This window comes from Brumimicrobium sp., assembly GCF_048268645.1.
Classification (GTDB): Bacteria; Bacteroidota; Bacteroidia; order Flavobacteriales_D; family Crocinitomicaceae; genus Brumimicrobium; species Brumimicrobium ulvae.
In genome coordinates this window covers 84,693-102,443 of the sequence record NZ_JBLWVE010000002.1, presented here as the reverse complement: position 1 = coordinate 102,443, position 17,751 = coordinate 84,693, and the positions used below count along the sequence as shown (strand labels likewise).

15 protein-coding genes are annotated in these 17,751 nt (G+C 37.5%); 8 read left to right on the top strand and 7 right to left on the bottom strand.

Annotation, left to right across the window (positions count from 1 at the left end):
- Positions 1–9: 9 nt before the first annotated feature.
- The 6 genes from ACN0U3_RS03570 to topA all read right to left on the bottom strand — a co-directional run bounded on the left by ACN0U3_RS03570 (position 10) and on the right by topA (position 9,048).
- Positions 10–1,710, bottom strand: a complete 1,701-nt coding sequence (locus ACN0U3_RS03570; protein ID WP_417265167.1) for a GldM family protein — start codon at positions 1,708–1,710, stop codon at positions 10–12.
- A gap of 65 nt (positions 1,711–1,775) precedes the next feature.
- The gene (gldL, locus tag ACN0U3_RS03565) at positions 1,776–2,600 is read right to left on the bottom strand and encodes a gliding motility protein GldL (RefSeq protein ID WP_299203714.1); all 825 of its coding nucleotides are present in this window, start codon (positions 2,598–2,600) and stop codon (positions 1,776–1,778) included.
- A gap of 63 nt (positions 2,601–2,663) precedes the next feature.
- The gene (locus tag ACN0U3_RS03560; protein ID WP_417265166.1) at positions 2,664–4,208 is read right to left on the bottom strand and encodes an SUMF1/EgtB/PvdO family nonheme iron enzyme; all 1,545 of its coding nucleotides are present in this window, start codon (positions 4,206–4,208) and stop codon (positions 2,664–2,666) included.
- A gap of 111 nt (positions 4,209–4,319) precedes the next feature.
- A complete protein-coding gene (locus ACN0U3_RS03555; RefSeq protein WP_417265165.1) occupies positions 4,320–5,246 on the bottom strand; it encodes a type IX secretion system membrane protein PorP/SprF in 927 nt (308 codons plus the stop codon).
- 176 nt (positions 5,247–5,422) lie between these two features.
- On the bottom strand, positions 5,423–6,577 hold the full coding sequence (locus ACN0U3_RS03550; protein WP_417265164.1) for a formimidoylglutamase: 1,155 nt from the start codon (positions 6,575–6,577) through the stop codon (positions 5,423–5,425).
- Between the two features lie 86 nt (positions 6,578–6,663).
- Entirely contained in the window at positions 6,664–9,048 is a 2,385-nt protein-coding gene (gene topA, locus ACN0U3_RS03545) for a type I DNA topoisomerase (RefSeq protein ID WP_299203703.1), read from the bottom strand.
- A 250-nt stretch (positions 9,049–9,298) separates the two neighbouring features.
- Between topA and miaB the strand changes: the two genes are divergently transcribed.
- The 7 genes from miaB to groL all read left to right on the top strand — a co-directional run bounded on the left by miaB (position 9,299) and on the right by groL (position 16,161).
- Entirely contained in the window at positions 9,299–10,726 is a 1,428-nt protein-coding gene (gene miaB, locus ACN0U3_RS03540) for a tRNA (N6-isopentenyl adenosine(37)-C2)-methylthiotransferase MiaB (RefSeq protein WP_299203700.1), read from the top strand.
- A gap of 15 nt (positions 10,727–10,741) precedes the next feature.
- The gene (locus ACN0U3_RS03535) at positions 10,742–12,010 is read left to right on the top strand and encodes a sigma-54 interaction domain-containing protein (RefSeq protein WP_299203695.1); all 1,269 of its coding nucleotides are present in this window, start codon (positions 10,742–10,744) and stop codon (positions 12,008–12,010) included.
- A 14-nt stretch (positions 12,011–12,024) separates the two neighbouring features.
- Entirely contained in the window at positions 12,025–12,534 is a 510-nt protein-coding gene (gene lptE, locus ACN0U3_RS03530) for an LPS assembly lipoprotein LptE (protein WP_417265163.1), read from the top strand.
- Positions 12,534–13,706 carry a hypothetical protein gene (locus ACN0U3_RS03525; RefSeq protein ID WP_417265162.1) on the top strand — a complete coding sequence of 391 codons (1,173 nt, stop codon included), beginning with the start codon at positions 12,534–12,536 and terminating at the stop codon, positions 13,704–13,706. Before lptE ends, ACN0U3_RS03525 begins: the two co-directional genes overlap by 1 nt.
- Positions 13,707–13,709: 3 nt before the next feature.
- Positions 13,710–14,006, top strand: a complete 297-nt coding sequence (gene secG, locus ACN0U3_RS03520) for a preprotein translocase subunit SecG (protein WP_299203685.1) — start codon at positions 13,710–13,712, stop codon at positions 14,004–14,006.
- Positions 14,007–14,214: 208 nt separating this feature from the next.
- Complete coding sequence (locus ACN0U3_RS03515; RefSeq protein ID WP_299203682.1) at positions 14,215–14,490, top strand: co-chaperone GroES; 276 nt, start codon at positions 14,215–14,217, stop codon at positions 14,488–14,490.
- 27 nt (positions 14,491–14,517) lie between these two features.
- Positions 14,518–16,161, top strand: coding sequence for a chaperonin GroEL (gene groL / locus ACN0U3_RS03510; RefSeq protein WP_299203679.1), 1,644 nt, complete (start codon positions 14,518–14,520; stop codon positions 16,159–16,161).
- A 57-nt stretch (positions 16,162–16,218) separates the two neighbouring features.
- Here groL and ACN0U3_RS03505 read toward each other — a convergent pair whose 3' ends face one another.
- On the bottom strand, positions 16,219–17,220 hold the full coding sequence (locus ACN0U3_RS03505) for an NAD(P)H-dependent glycerol-3-phosphate dehydrogenase (RefSeq protein WP_299203677.1): 1,002 nt from the start codon (positions 17,218–17,220) through the stop codon (positions 16,219–16,221).
- Positions 17,221–17,431: 211 nt separating this feature from the next.
- On the opposite strand from ACN0U3_RS03505, the gene ACN0U3_RS03500 reads away from it, so the two are divergent.
- Positions 17,432–17,737 carry a hypothetical protein gene (locus ACN0U3_RS03500; protein ID WP_299203674.1) on the top strand — a complete coding sequence of 102 codons (306 nt, stop codon included), beginning with the start codon at positions 17,432–17,434 and terminating at the stop codon, positions 17,735–17,737.
- Positions 17,738–17,751: the final 14 nt, after the last annotated feature.

Below are 17,751 nucleotides of genomic sequence, written 5' to 3'. Positions count from 1 at the left end.
TTTATCTTTTTATCTTACTGTAAATACAGCACCTTGACGTCGTATTTGTCCACCTGGGCCTTTATATCTCGTTACAATAGAAATTAAAGCTCCTGATTTTGCGTTTGCGATTATTCTTTTTGCGCCACCGCTTAAGTTGGATCCAGTTCCTTTTTCAGGTCTAGGTGCTCCAGAAACGTTAACCTCCCAAGAAACCACAGAGAACTTCGCGTTCAATGGAATTTCTGGTGGATAACCTGCAAATAATCTATTTGCAGCTCTTAACTGCGCCGAAGTAGCTGTTTCACCATCACCAATACGACCAAGAGAGATCGAAGGTTTTGGTAAGTTAGCAACACGGAACTTAAAGCTTCCTAAACTAGTTGATGAACCATCTTCAGCAACTCCAGCAATATTAATCGTTGCTTCACGACCACTACCTGGTTTTGCAATATATCCAGTACCAGATTTAGTTACACTTACGTTATTCGCCCCTGATAAGCTATACGTTGGGAATCCTGAAGCAGCACCTTCAACTTTATTATTATACCCACGGTACAATACGTTCATTTCAGGTAGGGAAACGGTTCCTGAAGGCTTTCCTACAGTATAGTTGAAATCCCAGTTTTTCCAGCTGATTTCACCTTTTTCTTTAACTCCAATCTGACCTTTCACTCTGTAGTTTCCTGGAGTGCTGGTTTCTAATTTGATTGTACCTTCAGTTTCTTTCCAATTTCCAGGAATAGTATCATTGATACCATATTTAATTCTTGGAACATCAGAAGAGTCATAAGCTGCAATCATTACATTTAAATCTAATGAATCACCTGCATTAACATACCCAGTTCTAGCAAAAGCTAAAGGGTCAATTTTGTTAAAGTTAAATGTTGGTGCATCAACCTTAGATAACATAAAGTCAGCCGCTGAACTCTCAGCATTTAAAACGTCTACTTTTAAAGCAGTAAACATTGCTGCAGCTGCAACGATAGGAGCGTGGTCAAACATTGCTGATGGCCAAGGCATCATTTTCGTTTTACCAGCATCTTTTACTTCAACTTCTTTATCTATTGTCATTGAGCGGTAAAATTGTTCAATCTTGTCTCTATCTTCAGGGTTTACAGTTTGTAAAGCTTCTGGTAGCCCTGTTGTGTCCTCCGGAGCAGTAAAAGACCAAACCTTCTCTCCAACTTTATAGTTGGCCATTTGCTCTGCTACATAGTTTCTATATGCGTGAATAGAGTCTATAATTGCTAAACCTCTCGCTTTAGGTTTCATTGGATTACCTCCAATGAAAAGCTCAGTTGGAACATCATAATTATCCATTGCTTGGATCTCTAATAATGACTTAAGTTCTAAAATATTACCATCATCATCTTTTTCTAAAATCCAATCTTTTCCCTCTACCTTTTGAATCATATCATTAGATTCGGAAAGTATAAAGTGAATAATTTGTTTTGTTCTTTTATTTAAGTTCATGGCCTTTCCTTGCCATAAATCGATGACTTTAGTGTCACCTTTTTGCGCGTTAATTGCTGCTCTTTTATTATCAAATATACCATAAGTGGAACTTGTTCCTCTTTTAATAACCTCACCACTAGTGTCGAGCTTATCATTAATGGTAACAAAAGCGGCAATGATCTCTTTTGAAACGTTTAGTGCCAAAAGAGCAGTCAGTACGAGATACATCATCCCGATCATCTTCTGTCTTGGGGTTTCTTTTCCTCCTGCCATGTTTAGTTAATTTTTAAGAATTAATTTATTAATTAATGTTTAGAACGATATGTTCATTAGTTGATTTAACCGTTATCTCTAACAGTCATTGCTTTTAGCATGTTACCATAAACATTATTTAAGTCCGTTAAGTTCTTAGCTAACATAGACATGTTTTCTTTGTATATTTTAGTGTCTTCAACAGATGCTGAAAGATTTTGCATCATATCAGTAACTTGACCTTGGAACTTCTCAGTAGCCTCAAGATGTGCAGAAGAACCTTTTAATTGTAATTCGTATACATTGTTTAATGCAGCAAGGTTTTTAGAAACTTTTTGCATTTGTTCTCCGAAAGATTGACCTTCTTCAGTAGAAGATGTCATTCCAGAAATAGCTACAGAAGCTCTTTCATAAGATTCAGATAGTTTCGCTACTTTATCAGATGCTGATTGTAAACTGTCTACATAAGAGTCTGTTGCAGCAGCTGCAGATGTAACACCTTTCAATTGTGCTGCATTGTCTCCTAAAGCACGCATTCCATCTCCTAAACGAGTCAATAGTTCGCTATCAATGTTTGCTTCTTCAAGCATCTTGTCAAGTTCTCCAGTAATTCCAGATCCACTGTTACCTCCGCCACCTCTTCTAGAAGCTTGTAATTCGGATGGATCAAAATCCTCATCATTACCTAATGCTAATTCAGGGTATACTAACTCCCAATTTGGGTCTTCATGAATTGGTTCAAAGGCTGAGAAAACGAAAATAATTGCTTCAGTTCCTAGTCCTACAACCAACATTGGACCAGCTCCTGGCCAGTGCATAATTTTAAATAAGGCTCCAAGTATTACTACTGCCGCTCCAATACCATAGAGTTTAGCCATAAAATTTTTCCATCCTTTACTTCCTGGTTTCATAGTTTTTAATTTTTAAGGGTTTAACGATTTATTTGTTTGTTTATAATTTACTTGTTATTACGATTATCTCAATTGAAGATCTTGGTCTAATTCTTCACCACCTTCTTTAGAGAAATCTCTACCACCTCTTCCTAGGTGAGTTGCTACTGATCTAAATCCAATGTAAGATTTCGCAGTATCTCTATATTCATAAGTTCGTGTACTGTTCTGTAAATAGTATCCAATGTCTTTCCATGAACCTCCACGTATAACTTTACGCTTCATTGACGGTGGATCCCAATCCATAGCATTGTAACGGTATTCTGGGTTTAAGTCATGTGACATTTCGTACATAGACTCATCATAAGCTGTTTCACACCACTCTGATACGTTTCCAGCCATACAGTACAGACCCCAACCATTCGGATTGTAAGAGAATGCCTTTACAGTATGGAAACCTCCGTCTTCAAAGTAACGACCTCTCATTGGTTTAAAGTTACCTAAGAAACACCCTGAAGAGTTTCTGATGTATGGACCACCCCAAGGGTATTGAGACAGTTCTAGGTCACCACGAGATGCTCTTTCCCATTCAGCTTCTGTCGGTAAACGGAAGTCGTTTACATAAATTTCTCCCATTGACTGCAACCAGCTATTTAATAATTGTGTTCTCCAAACGTTGAATGCTTTTGCTTGTGGCCAAGTTACTCCAACTACTGGGTAGTTATCATAAGCGGGATGCCAGAAGTACATGTTTGTCATTGGATCATTGAAAGAGTAAGTGAAGTCTCTAACCCAACAAAGTGTATCTGGGTAAACATTAATCGTTTCATCGATAATAAAACGTTGTCTGTTTTCGTGACCTCTAATCGCATTGTTTTGACCAAGTTTGTTTGGGTGACCCATATCTAAATCTTGACCTTGCTTTTCTTTCGTGAAAGGATGATCGGGTGTACGTAACTCACGGTGGTCATTATCAATTTTATTTCCTTGATAATCATATCCGTCTTGTTTAATATGTACCTTACCTCTACGCGCAGCTTCTACGATGTCAATCCAGTAATACTTAAAGTTTAACTTACGTGTATCGATCTCTTTTCTTTTGTAGAAACGCTCAGCAGATGGATAATACATCTCCGATAATAATGGAACTAACATTGGGTCATCATAAGAAAATGATCTGTCCCAGTTTAAAGAGAAATTATCAAGGTTTTGAAAACGATCACTTGATTCATATTCTACCCATTCCATAATTCCTTCATCGTAATATTCATCACGATAGTTAATGTAACGATCCGCTTCTTCGTCTTCTTCAATATTTTCATATATCGTACGACGAGCAATAGAGTCTCTTACCCAGTATACAAACTGACGGTATTCGTTATTTGTGATTTCTGTTTGGTCCATATAGAAAGCCTGAACAGAAACCGTTTTTGCAACTGTTTGATGCATAAATGGAACGTCTTGATCGTTCTGCCCCATTATATAGGAACCTGATGGAATGTAGACCATTCCTAAGGGTATTTCTGGGTAGTACACTTGTCTACCTAGTACTCCAGTTAAATGACCTGACCTTGTACTACAAGATCCAAGTATTAACCCGATTAAACCAATAATTAATAATTTCTTCATCATACCTCGTTTTTGCTTTCCGAATCTCCAATAACTTTCTACAGGATCAACATACTTGGGATTATTATAACGGTAAAGCGTTGTAAATGGTTACAGATTTTTTTAAATTTCTTATAAATACCTTGGGTTTCTTGCCTTTGTGATCGGAATAGGAGGCAATGGGTAACAGTATTTCACAAGTAACTCATGTGAACCTGTTGAGATGCTAGATATTCTGTTTACAGTAATATCATAAGAATAACCGAATGTAAATGAATTCCAGTTAAGACCCGCCATAATTCCTACAGCATCATATGTTCTAAATGTAAGTCCACCATAGAACATGTCGTCCCAAATTGCACGTACATTAATGTCAGCACTTAAAAGTTTTAAGTCCGATCGTACTAAAACATTTCCTTCTAAAGATAATGGATTCACATTGAATGCATTGTCCATGCGGTAACCTCCCATAGCATAATAGTGACGTGCTGTGTTGAAATTTAAATCATCTAACTCCATAGCTGGTAGATGTGTAGAGGATAGTCCTGCGTACCAACCGCTATATGACATATAGTAAAGACCGAAATTTGCATCAAATGTTGCTTGTGAAGTAGAAGTCGGTAAAGAACCATCATTTGGATTTCCATCTGGTGTAACCCAAACAGGACTCATACCATAGCTTACCATTCCAAGAGCTGCTCCTAATCCTAAGACACCATTGCTTAAATTCATATGGTATGAATAGTTTAAAGTCAAGTTGTTTTGTCTAGAAAAACCAATTGCGTCATGGTAGAATGAAATACCTGCTGCACTAGGGAAGTACTGTGATAAGTTCGCTTCTGCATTGACCAAAACAGAGTTTGGAGCACCGTTGAATTTGTCCCATTGGTTTCTGTAGATCATCGTTCCACAGACCTGATGATTCATCCCAACTCCTGTTGCTCCAGGGTTGATACTCATTTTATCAAAAATAAAATGTGTCAGAATTTTATCCTGCTGCCCGTATGTATAGAACATACCGGTGGATAATAGCATGGAAATAAGTAAAAGTCTTTTCATAGTTATACTGCTTCTTTTCAACGTTTTATGCATGTGATTGAGCTTTACATTGCTCCATCAGTCGACTAAAGTAGTTAAAAAAATGTAAAAACGAAATAAATAAAATGCTTATTCAATAATTTTTTGATAAAATCTGTGATTTGATGAAGTTTTCAACAATTTGACGTGGGTAAAACTTAAACTAATTTTTGATAAGTCTTCCACCACAGGTCTGGAACTTCTCCTTTCATAGCTTCTTCATAGGTGTCGTAGCTGCAAGGAATCATCTGGTGACGCATGAATTTTGAATTTCTCGATCCTGGATAAGGAACTTCAATCCACCAACGTCCTGATTTATTGCTTTTGTAGAAAACAATCTCTTCGTTGAGTTCCTCTAGGTAGACCCTGAACTTAGTATAAGTTTTTTTACTGCCTACTGGGAAGTCGCCTTTTCGATTGGCGTAGCCTTCGTTGAAGTACCAAATTAATTGTGCGACCATTTCATCTGTCGCAAGGTGATTCTTACTATAGTAATTGAATATTCCTAAACTGGATAGTTTGTCGCTGATCCCTGCGTATCTCAAGATTTGACAAGCTTCATTGGCAAATAATCCGTTGGGTGCTGAATAGTAATTGTTTTGCAAGTCACTGGCACGTATGCTTGTTAGGTCCATGCTGAGTATGTCAGTATTTCTCATGTAGGGTTCCGCAAGCTGTGTGGATTGACTGATTTCACCGAGTCTACATATATCAAAATAGAGTTCGTTGAATAGGTCTAATGTATTGTTGGCGATATAATGTGATTGCGCGCCAATATTAGCATAATTGAATAAATAGCAAGGTTTGTGTAAAACAACATGGCTTAACCATCCTTCGTGTGTTATTGTTTCTTCAGCACTTCCCAGGTCTAATCGGTTGTCGATTGCGGTAAGGTTGACCAACTGTTCTAGTTTTTCGTAGGCATTGTATATTGCTTTTGTAAGGTCTTGTGAACCTCCAATAACAACTGGGATGATGTCGTTCTTTATGAGTTCTTGACAAACGGTGCTGATGGCATGAAATGTATCAGCGATTTCTTTACCGGGAATGATTGTGCCTAGGTCGTAAAGATTGTGATTCCAGTTGAATCCTTGGTGCAATTTATAGAGTTGACTTCTGAAATCATTGATGAACTCTTGATCCGAATTGTTTTTATCGTTTCTATATTCTGGGACGTAAAACAGGGCGATTCCCTTTTTCTTTATTTCAGGGAATTCGCCATTTTTATTTGCTTGGATAAAATTACCCAGCATTTCTTTTTCGAATTTATCTTCTGTTGATATGCTTTGAAAATAAATAGAAATATCTTTCATCTTGTTGCTTTTCAACAAATATAATTCAAGCATTGATGTGAAATATCACTTTGTTGTAGAAGTAATACACATTCAATTCTCAATAACTACTTTTTCTTCGTTGTTTTTGCAGCGGGCTTTTTCTTCGCAGCAGTTTTTTTAGCTGTGGTTTTCTTTTTAGCCGGTGCTTTTTTCTTTGTTGTTTTCTTTGGCTGATTTTCAGAAATTTCAACACATTGTTCGTAGGTAAGTTGATCTACCTCTTCAATGTCTTTAGGAAGTTTGAAGTTCTTTTTGCCAATTTTAAGGTAAGGTCCCCAGCGTCCATTCAATAGTTGCATGTTTTCGTCTTCTGGGAATGTTTTGATTAGTTTTTTAGCGTCTTCAATTCTTTTTTCCTTAATTAGCTCGATTGCTCTATCTAGCGCGATGTCCATTGGATCATCTTCCTTAATCGAAACAAATTTCCCGTCATGTTGAACGTATGGACCGAAACGACCAATGTTTGCTTTTACTACTTTGCCTTCAAATTCTCCTAACTCTCGAGGGAGTTTGAATAGATCCATAACCTCTTCAAAAGTTATGGTTTCTATTGATTGGTTAGGTCTCAAGCTTGCAAATTGTGCCTTTTTTTCTCCTTCCGTATCTCCAATTTGTGCCATTGGTCCATAGCGACCAATGCGAACGATTACTTTTTCGCCGGTTTTTGGATGTTCTCCTAAATAACGTTCTCCTGAAGCACGTTCAGAGTGCTCTAAAGTATCTTCAACAGTTTTGTGGAAAGGATCATAGAAATTCTTAATCATTTCTGTCCATTCTTTCATTCCATTTGCAATCTCGTCAAATTGTTGTTCTACTTCTGCGGTGAAGTTGTAATTTAAAATGTCTCCAAAGTGTTCTACCAAAAAATCAGTTACCACCATTCCAATATCAGAAGGAGAAAGTCTGTTGCGGTCTCTACCGGTTATTTCAGTAGCTTCCTCTTTGTGTGTACCGTTATTGTCTAAGGTGTAAATAAGGTACTTTCTTTCAGTTCCTTCTCTTTCCTTTTTTTCGACATATCCTCTTTTCTGAATTGTGGATATTGTAGGTGCATAAGTTGAAGGTCTACCGATTCCTAGTTCTTCTAATTTCTTAACTAAAGATGCTTCAACATAGCGTGCTGCTGGTTTTGAAAAGCGTTCACGTGCAACAATTGATAGGGTAGAAAGGTCTGTTCCTACTTTTAAGTCAGGAAGTAAGCCTTCAAGTGCTTTGTCGTCTTCATCGTCTTCGTCCATTTTAGACTCTAAGTAGACTTTAAGGAAACCATCGAATTTGATGACCTCTCCTTTAGCAACAAATAAATCTTTAACAGAAGGTGCTCCTATTTTTATAGTTGTTCTTTCAAGTTTTGCTGGGCTCATTTGGGACGCGATGGAGCGTTTCCAAATTAAGTCATAAAGGCGATCTTCGTCTTTCCCTTTGTTAACAGAAGATACATCAAAGTTTGTAGGGCGAATGGCCTCATGGGCTTCTTGGGCTCCTGCACTTTTACTTTTGTATTTTTTAGGATTACTGTATTCTGGTCCGTAATCTTTGATGATGGTGTTTTTTGCACCTTCCATTGCGGTTTCAGAAAGGTTAACACTGTCTGTTCTCATATATGTAATGAGTCCAGCCTCGTATAAACTTTGTGCGACCCTCATTGTACGGGAAACACTAAAGCCTAATTTTAAACTGGCTTCTTGCTGAAGGGTAGAGGTGATGAATGGAGCGCTCGGGTTTTTAACTCCTGGCTTTTTGGTCACATCAGTCACCTTAAATGTTGCTTTGTCGCAATCTGCAAGGAAAGATTCTACTTCTTTATCTGTACCAATGTTTCTGGATAATGTTGCGGTAATCTTATCTTTTCCTTCAGCAAAATCTCCAACTACTCTAAAGTAACTTTCTGGAGTGAAGTTCATAATTTCTCTTTCCCTCTCAACGATCAATCGAACAGCTACAGATTGAACTCTACCTGCTGATAAGCTAGGTTTTACTTTTTTCCATAAAACTGGAGAGAGTTCGAAACCTACTAGTCTATCTAAAACACGTCTTGCTTGTTGTGCGTTCACCAATTCTTGGTTGATTTGACGAGGTTCTTGAATTGCTTTTTGGACAGCTGTTTTTGTAATTTCATTAAAAGTAATACGCTTTGTGTCTTTGTTTTGAAGTTTTAGCGTTTCGTAAAGGTGCCAAGAAATGGCCTCACCCTCACGGTCCTCATCCGTTGCTAACCATACAGTATCTGCTGCTTTAACGTGTTTTTTAAGGTCGGAGATGACTGTTTTCTTATCGGGGCTAATTTCATAGTTTGGCTTAAAATCGTTTTCGATGTCAATCGCTACACCTTTTTTTGCCAAGTCTCTTACGTGACCATAACTAGACATAACAAGAAAATCTTTGCCTAAATAGCCTTCAATTGTTTTTGCTTTTGCGGGAGACTCTACGATAACTAAATTTTTTGCCATAGTGATATTCGTTAAATACTTTTTCTGAAATTGAGTGCAAAATAACTCCAAATTAATACGAAATACAAACTTTATTGCGATTTAACTTCTTTTTCCTTTTCACTTTACGCTTTATAATTACATTATATTAGTTGAGAATTATTCGCTTATTTATTGATTTTATTCAACTATTTATAAAAATTAGCGACTGACATTTTGACACTATCAGAAGAAACAATATCTTTGCAGTTCATAAAATAGATATTCATCGATGGGAATTGTTTTAGATAAAGATATGGATGAGAGTCGCCAAGGGGAAGCGATCTCAATGGACAATAAAGAAGGGGGTAAAAAACTCTATCTAGAAAGTTATGGATGCGCAATGAATTTCTCAGATAGTGAGGTTGTAGCATCCATTTTAATTAACCAAGGATTCTCGACCACACAAGAGTCTGCAGAGGCAGATGTTATTTTGATCAATACGTGTAGTATTAGAGAAAACGCAGAGCAAAGAATTAGAAATCGACTGAAGCAATTCAATAGAGCAAAGAAGCAAAGACCAGGACTTGTTATAGGTATTCTTGGTTGTATGGCTGAGCGTTTGAAAACGAACTTGCTTGAAGAAGAAAAGCTCGTTGATTTGGTTGCTGGTCCAGATTCTTACCGAGATTTACCAGGATTAATCGAAGAGGTTGATGGAGGGCAAAAAGCAGTTAATGTTTTACTTTCACGTGATGAAACATATGCAGATATTAGTCCTGTGCGTTTAGATAAAAACGGTGTAACAGGATTTGTAAGTATTACACGAGGGTGTGATAATATGTGTTCTTTCTGTGTTGTTCCATTTACCAGAGGAAGAGAACGTAGTAGAGATCCTCACACCATCGTTCAGGAGTGTGGGGCATTGTTCAATGCTGGATATAGAGAAGTTACCTTGTTGGGACAAAACGTAGATTCTTACCGTTGGAATATGACGAGTAAAGGAGAAATAAAAGATGAAACAAAGCCTACGACTAATTTTGCTCAGTTATTGGAGATGGTTGCAGCAGTTCACCCTAAACTTCGAATTCGTTTTTCAACTTCTCATCCGAAAGACATGACCGATGATGTGCTACACGCCATTGCGAAGCATGATAATATTTGTAACTATATCCATCTTCCTGTTCAATCAGGAAACAGCGATGTGTTGAAAAAAATGAACAGGGGCTATACACGTGAGTGGTATATGAATAGAATAGAGGCCATCAATCGAATTATTCCAGAATGTGGTATTTCGACTGATATTATTACAGGTTTCTGTGGAGAAACAGAAGAGCAACATCAAGACACGCTTTCTATAATGAGAGAGGTGAAATACGATGCCGCTTATATGTATAAATATTCTGAGCGTCCAAAGACTTTAGCGGAAAGAAAATACGAAGATGATATTCCAGAAGAGGTGAAGCAAAAACGTTTGGAACAAATTATTGAACTTCAGCATACGCACAGTTTAGCCATCAACAAAGAGCAAATCGGGAAAGTACTCGAAGTGCTTGCAGAAACTGAGTCAAAACGTTCTTCAGATCGTTTGATGGGACGTACAGATAGAAATCATAAAGTTATCTTTGATCGTAAAAATGCAAATGTAGGGGACTACGTGATGGTTCGCATTACAGATTGTACACATGCGTCTTTATCGGGAGAAATTGTAGAGGACTAATAATCGATAAGTGATATGAATATTCAGCAAATCAAACAGAGGTTTGGAATTATCGGTAATGCCCCTGGGTTGAATCGTGCGCTTGAAGTTGCAATTCAGGTTGCACCTACAGATATTTCTGTATTGGTAACGGGGGAGAGTGGAACAGGAAAGGAAATTATTCCTCAAGTGATTCATCATTTAAGTACGAGGAAGCACGGAAGTTACATCGCAGTAAACTGTGGTGCAATTCCTGAAGGAACGATAGATTCTGAACTTTTTGGTCACGAAAAAGGTGCTTTTACAGGTGCTAGTGGAAGTCGAAAAGGATATTTCGAAGAAGCAGATGGTGGAACGATTTTCTTGGATGAAGTTGCTGAATTACCCCAACAAACTCAAGTTCGATTGTTACGTGTTTTAGAAACTGGAGAGTTCATCAGGGTAGGTTCTTCAAAGGTGATCAAAACGAATGTTCGTGTAGTTGCAGCGACCAATGAGAATATGACTGAAGCGATCAGAAAAAATAAGTTCAGAGAAGATTTACTCTATCGTTTAAGTACGGTTCCCATAAAACTACCACCTTTAAGAGAAAGAAAAGAAGATATTCATTTGTTGTTTCGAAAGTTTGCAGCTGATTTTGCTGAAAAATATAGAATGCCCTCCATTAAGCTTAGCGATGAAGCAATATTCGCTTTAGAAAAGTATAATTGGCCAGGAAATATTAGACAGTTAAAAAACGTTGTGGAACAAATTTCTGTAATCGAAAGTGATCGAGATATTTCTTTGCAAAAAATGAAGTCCTATCTTCCTGAAGAGGTTATTTCAGGGGTGCCTTCAATTGTTGGGACGGAAGGAAGTGAAGGGAAAGACGCTTTTTCAGATCGAGAGTTGATTTATAAGTTTTTGTTTGACATGAAAAGAGACATGAACGAGTTGAAAAAGCTGGTGATTGAATTGTTGAATGGAAATAAAGACGTTGATTTAACGGGGACTCAACGAGATGTTTTGAATCGTGTTTACTCCGATATTTCGAATGAAGACAGTAAACGATTGTTGGAATCAGGAGTAAGAGACGAGGTAAATGAAGTGAGTTCATTTTCGGAGCAAGATGAGATGACGATTGTAGATAGCGATTATCAAGAACATATTGAGGTAGAAGAATCTTTGTCTTTGGAAGAAAGAGAAAAGGAGTTTGTGAAAAAAGCTTTAGAAAAGCATAATGGTAAAAGAAAGGACGCAGCTAAAGAGCTGGGGATTTCTGAGCGAACTTTATACCGAAAAATTAAAGAATATAATTTAAAATAAGCCGAGGCTAAACAATGAGAATACTCCTTTTATCTATAGTGGCCCTTTTGTTTACTTCTTGTTGGCCCACAAGTATTTCTTTTCGCGATGGAAGTGTTCCGCCCGAATGGAAAAGATTTATGGTTAGCACATTAGAGAATAAAGCGCCTAACGCACCTATTAGTTATTCCTCAGAATTAACCGAGTTGGTAAAAGATGCTATTCAGAATAGAGTGGGTTTAACTTTAGTTACTGATGAAGATGAAGATCCTCAAATTATTGTAACAGGTGCTGTAGATTCTTATACAGTTACGCCTTTATCTTTGCAAGATAATGCCGCAGATGTAAAAAATAGATTAACTATTCGCGTGAGTTTTGAGATATTTATTTCTGCACCTGAGGAGGAGTTGATGGAATTAAGTAGTTCACGGTTTGCAGACTTTGATGCGACACAAGATGTGGGAGCAATTCAAGCACAATTGTTAGAAGAAATTAACGATCAAATAGTGCAAGATGTTTTAAATAAGTTACTTTCGAACTGGTAATGTTAAACTTTGTAGAAATATCGAAAAGAATTGATCAACCAGAATTGATAAAACTGGAGGATTTAGAACAGCTACGTCAATTGGCGGAGCGCTATCCTTTTGCTGCGGTATTTTCACAATTGTACCTCAAAGGTTTGTCGATGCACAACACCATTCAGTTTGAAGCAGAACTGAAAAATCATGCCTATCGCATTCCCGACCGTTCTCAACTTTTTCATTTGATTCATTACGTAGATGAAGTGGTGGGTCAAGAAAGTGAAACTGCAGTTGATGTTGAAATAGAAGATGCAAAACACGAGTCTTTTGTAGACTCAACCGAGAAGATTCAGATAGAAGATGATGAAAAGGAGGAGGTTCTAACAACAGAAGAACCTGCACCCGAACCTGAAGAAAAAGTAGTGTTTGATTTAACTGATGAAGTTCAAGTTGAAGAGGGGGTTGACTCAGAAAGGGAGGAAGTGCAAGATGTTGTTTCAAGCGAGGATGAAGTCGGCCAAGAAGCAGAAGTTCCAAGAGAGGAGGAGCTTGAACAAGCAGAGAAAAAGGACCTGAAAAAAGTAGGCGACTTAGAACGGGATATTTTGGCGCATGCTGTTAGCTCCTCAATTTATTTAGAAGTCGACCAAGAATCCGAGGAAACGTATCATTTTGCTCGTTTAAAACAATTAGATAAGCCGAAGGAAGACGAAGAAGACACCGTTTCAATTGAGTTTGATTTACCGACAATAGAGGAAAGTGCCGAAAATGAAGTAGGCGAAGAGAGTGAGGCTGAAGAAAAAGAAGTTGAAAAACCAGAGAGTGGATTAAAAACTTTCACTTCATGGATGATGCCTTTTGCCGAAGCTGAAAAACCAGAGGATACTCCTCAAAAATCGAAGGAATTACCTCAGGAAGAAGAAAAAGCACCTGAAAAACCAGAAGAAAAAGAAAAAAAGAAAGAAATTTTAAGCGTAGAGAAAAGAAAAAACGAGTTCTTTTCACCGGTGCAAAAAGCACGTGAAAGCCTAGATGAAACAAGGCTTCCAGTGAGTGAGACCCTCGCCAAGATTTATGCAGCCCAAGGCAATTATCCGAAGGCAATTGATGCTTATGAAAAATTAATCTTGAAAATTCCAGAAAAAAAGAGTTTCTTTGCACTTCAAATTGAAACCTTGAAAAGAAAATTAAATTAAAATATGGAAACTTTATTTATTGTACTTATCATCCTTGCGAGTGTTTTACTTGTATTACTTGTTTTAATGCAGAATCCAAAAGGAGGAGGATTATCAACAGACTTTGGTGCAGCTCACCAAATGGGTGGAGTTAAGCAAACCAATGACTTTATTGAAAAAGCAACATGGAGTTTGGCGGGGATCATCGGAGTATTGAGTATTGCGATGACTTTGATGTATCATCAACCAGCTAACCTACCTGTTGAAGAAGCACCGGCTACTGAAATGCCAGCTTCTCAAGGAGATGAAGTTCAAGAATAGAATAAGAATAAAACTTGTTTAGGGAAGATAGATTGTCATTCCTAAACTTTAAGTAAATAAAATTGAATGTCAGTGTGTCATATACACTGACATTTTTTTTGCTTTTTTTTCTGGATTTCTGACAAAAGCTACAGCATTCTTCATTGGCATAGAATTGGTCTAAAAGCAAACAGTTAAAATAAATTCAATTAAACTTAAATAAAATAATATGTCAGCATTAAAACCGTTGGCGGATCGTGTGCTAATTGAGCCCACACCTGCCGAAGAAAAAACAGCTAGTGGAATCATTATTCCTGATGCAGCTAAAGAAAAACCTTTAAGAGGAACAGTTGTAGCCGTTGGTAATGGTAAGAAAGATGAACCCATGACGGTTAAAGAAGGAGATACTGTTTTATTTGGTCAGTACTCAGGAACAGAGATCAAGATTGAAGGAAAAACTTACTTGATTATGAAAGAAGCCGATGTATACGGTGTTTTTCAATAGTTATTAACGTTAAAAAATTAAGTTAGAATGGCAAAAGAAATATATTTCGACGAACAAGCAAGAGAGAAGCTTAAGAAAGGTGTCGATGCGTTAGCAAACGCAGTAAAAGTAACATTAGGACCTAAAGGTCGTAACGTAGTTATTGGTAAGAAATTCGGTGCGCCTCACGTAACAAAAGATGGAGTTTCTGTAGCGAAAGAAATCGATTTGAAAGATCCTGTTGAGAACATGGGAGCTCAAATGGTTAAAGAAGTAGCTTCAAGAACTGCTGATATCGCTGGTGATGGTACAACAACGGCTACAGTTTTAGCACAAGCAATAATAACTGCAGGATTGAAAAACGTTACTGCAGGAGCAAATCCAATGGACCTGAAAAGAGGTATCGATAAAGCAGTGAAAATTATTGTAGAAGAGCTCAAGAAACTTTCAAAAGAAGTGGGTTCTGATAATGATAAAATCAAGCAAATTGCTTCTATTTCTGCCAATAATGATGAGACTATAGGAACATTGATCGCAGAAGCAATGAAGGTGGTTGGTAATGACGGTGTAATTACTGTAGAAGAAGCTAAAGGTATCGAAACTGAAGTGAAAACCGTAGAAGGAATGCAGTTCGATAGAGGATATCTTTCGCCTTACTTCGTGACGAATCCAGAAAAAATGATCGCTGATTTAGAGAATCCATACCTTTTAATCTGTGATAAAAAGATTACAAACATGAAGGATTTACTTCCTGTTTTGGAACCTGCAGCACAGTCTGGAAGACCTTTATTGATTATCGCTGAAGATATCGATGGAGAAGCGTTAACTACTCTTGTGGTAAACAGAATTAGAGGTTCCTTGAAAGTTGCAGCTGTTAAAGCGCCTGGATTTGGTGACCGCAGAAAAGCAATGTTGGAAGACCTTGCAATCCTTACAGGAGGACAGGTGATTTCTGAAGAAAAAGGACTGTCTCTTGAAACGGCAACTTTAGACATGTTGGGGACAGCTGAAAAAGTTGAAATCGATAAAGACAATACAACCATTGTAAACGGTTCAGGAAATAAAGAAGCGATTGATGCTCGAGTTGCTCAAATTAGAGCTCAGATGGAAACATCTACTTCTGACTATGACAAGGAGAAAATGCAAGAGCGCTTGGCTAAACTAGCGGGTGGTGTTGCAGTACTTTATGTTGGAGCAGCTTCTGAAGTTGAAATGAAGGAAAAGAAAGACCGTGTTGAGGATGCTTTGGCAGCTACACGTGCAGCGGTTGAAGAAGGTGTAATCCCTGGAGGTGGTGTTGCTTTGTTGAGAACCTTAAATGGCTTGAAAGAGATCAAAGGAGAAAACGACGACGAAACAACTGGTATTGATATCGTAAGACGTTCAGTTGAAGAGCCTCTGCGCCAAATCGTTAAAAACGCAGGAAGCGAAGGAGCAGTTATTGTTCAGAAAGTTCTTGAAGGAAAAGACGATTACGGTTACAACGCAAGAACTGAGGAGTTCGAAAACTTACTTGCAGCTGGAGTTTTGGATCCAACAAAAGTAACGCGTATTGCTATTGAAAACGCAGCTTCTATCGCATCGATGTTGTTGACAACAGAATGTGTGATTGTAGATGAACCAGAAGATGAAAGTGCTGCTGCCGGAGGAATGGGCGGCGGAATGCCAGGTGGAATGCCAGGTATGATGTAATTTGTAGAGGTGCTTGTTGGGTGTGATTTGCAAATTACACTTAACAAGCACTTTTTTTTATGATAATCGATCTGTTAGGATCTTCATTTCGATAACTGGAGAAATACGTTCGTAGATAATATTGTTTACGGCCTCAACGATGGGCATTTCAACATTGAACTTTTTGTTGATTTCCATGACTGACTTTACAGCATAATATCCCTCAGCAATCATATCCATCTCCATTTGAGCAATCTTTACTGAATACCCTTTCCCAATCATAAATCCAAAAGTCCTGTTTCTTGAGAACTTTGAATAGGCAGTCACCAATAAATCACCCAAATAAGCACTACTTTTTACATCTCTGTGGATTGGGCTGACTTCATCAATGAAGTTTTCTATTTCTTGAATGGCATTGGAGATCAAAACAGCTTGGAAATTATCTCCATATCCTAATCCTGCACAAATACCTGAAGCAATTGCATAGACGTTTTTGAGGATGGCCGATAACTCTGTACCAAACAAGTCATCTGAGGTTGTAGTTTTGATGTAACGTGTCTTAAATCGATCTGCCATGTCATCTGCAATGTCTTCGTCTTGGCAAACAATGGTAAGATAAGACAAGCGTTCTAAAGCAACTTCTTCTGCATGACAAGGTCCACAAACTATTCCTATTTGGTCATAAGGAGTACCAAAAGTCTTATGAATAAAACGTGCGGGAATGGCGTGATATTCTGGGATAATTCCTTTTACTGCTGAAAATACAGTTTTCCCTTTGAAGTGTTCAATAGGAAAGTCTTCAAACAATGAAGTTAAAAAAGCTGACGGAGTGGCGATAATGATAATGTCAGAAGATCGAATAATTTCAACCAAATCTGTGCTGACATTGATCTTGTCTGTGTTCAATTCTACAGACTGAAGGTACTTTAAGTTTCTTCGGTATTTGTGAATGTTTTCTACAGCTTCCTCGTTTCTCATGTACCAATTCACCTTTGATACATTCTCCGTAAGAATCTTCACTAGTGCAGTAGCCCAACTACCGCCTCCTATAACTCCTAATATTTGTTCAGATTTATCCATAGTTTGTCAGACAAAAATACATATTCTTCTTAATTGCCCACGATTTTATGCAGGATTCTTGGTTTTTTAATTCTTTATCATTTAAATTTATACAGAAGTTCATTCTACGATTTTAATAGAAAGAATAATTTTTTGTAAAAACTATGGACAAAAGTTTGGTGAATGTAGGAATTTAATACTTTTATCCCGTGACAATATAAATATACAATTAATGAAGATGAGTAGTAAGCCTAGAGTTGTTAAAGATTACGTGAAACTTGATAAGCGCGTAAAGCAGTTAATTAAATTAAATTATCCGGAAGGCTTTGAAGACCACTTAGTCAAGTTCAAAAATAAAGATGGAAACACAGTAAGTGCCCTACCTTTTGAAACGGAGGATTACTATTATTTAATTAGAATGACCATTAGTCAAGCACAAGAAATTATCGAAGATGATGATGATTATGATGATGAAGGATTCTTGAAAGAAGAAATCAAAGAAGAGTACGAAGAGAATATTGATGAAGAATTTGAATAGATTCTTCAGGTCGA

What these genes read in the sequence shown, in the direction of transcription:
- ACN0U3_RS03550 (WP_417265164.1), bottom strand. Translation starts at nt 6,577, where the DNA reads ATGAAAGATATTTCTATTTATTTTCAAAGCATATCAACAGAAGATAAA.
- lptE (WP_417265163.1), top strand. Translation starts at nt 12,025, where the DNA reads ATGAGAATACTCCTTTTATCTATAGTGGCCCTTTTGTTTACTTCTTGT.
- ACN0U3_RS03525 (WP_417265162.1), top strand. Translation starts at nt 12,534, where the DNA reads ATGTTAAACTTTGTAGAAATATCGAAAAGAATTGATCAACCAGAATTG.
- gldL (WP_299203714.1), bottom strand. Translation starts at nt 2,600, where the DNA reads ATGAAACCAGGAAGTAAAGGATGGAAAAATTTTATGGCTAAACTCTAT.
- ACN0U3_RS03535 (WP_299203695.1), top strand. Translation starts at nt 10,742, where the DNA reads ATGAATATTCAGCAAATCAAACAGAGGTTTGGAATTATCGGTAATGCC.
- ACN0U3_RS03570 (WP_417265167.1), bottom strand. Translation starts at nt 1,710, where the DNA reads ATGGCAGGAGGAAAAGAAACCCCAAGACAGAAGATGATCGGGATGATG.
- secG (WP_299203685.1), top strand. Translation starts at nt 13,710, where the DNA reads ATGGAAACTTTATTTATTGTACTTATCATCCTTGCGAGTGTTTTACTT.
- topA (WP_299203703.1), bottom strand. Translation starts at nt 9,048, where the DNA reads ATGGCAAAAAATTTAGTTATCGTAGAGTCTCCCGCAAAAGCAAAAACA.
- ACN0U3_RS03515 (WP_299203682.1), top strand. Translation starts at nt 14,215, where the DNA reads ATGTCAGCATTAAAACCGTTGGCGGATCGTGTGCTAATTGAGCCCACA.
- ACN0U3_RS03505 (WP_299203677.1), bottom strand. Translation starts at nt 17,220, where the DNA reads ATGGATAAATCTGAACAAATATTAGGAGTTATAGGAGGCGGTAGTTGG.
- ACN0U3_RS03555 (WP_417265165.1), bottom strand. Translation starts at nt 5,246, where the DNA reads ATGAAAAGACTTTTACTTATTTCCATGCTATTATCCACCGGTATGTTC.
- groL (WP_299203679.1), top strand. Translation starts at nt 14,518, where the DNA reads ATGGCAAAAGAAATATATTTCGACGAACAAGCAAGAGAGAAGCTTAAG.
- ACN0U3_RS03560 (WP_417265166.1), bottom strand. Translation starts at nt 4,208, where the DNA reads ATGAAGAAATTATTAATTATTGGTTTAATCGGGTTAATACTTGGATCT.
- ACN0U3_RS03500 (WP_299203674.1), top strand. Translation starts at nt 17,432, where the DNA reads ATGAAGATGAGTAGTAAGCCTAGAGTTGTTAAAGATTACGTGAAACTT.
- miaB (WP_299203700.1), top strand. Translation starts at nt 9,299, where the DNA reads ATGGGAATTGTTTTAGATAAAGATATGGATGAGAGTCGCCAAGGGGAA.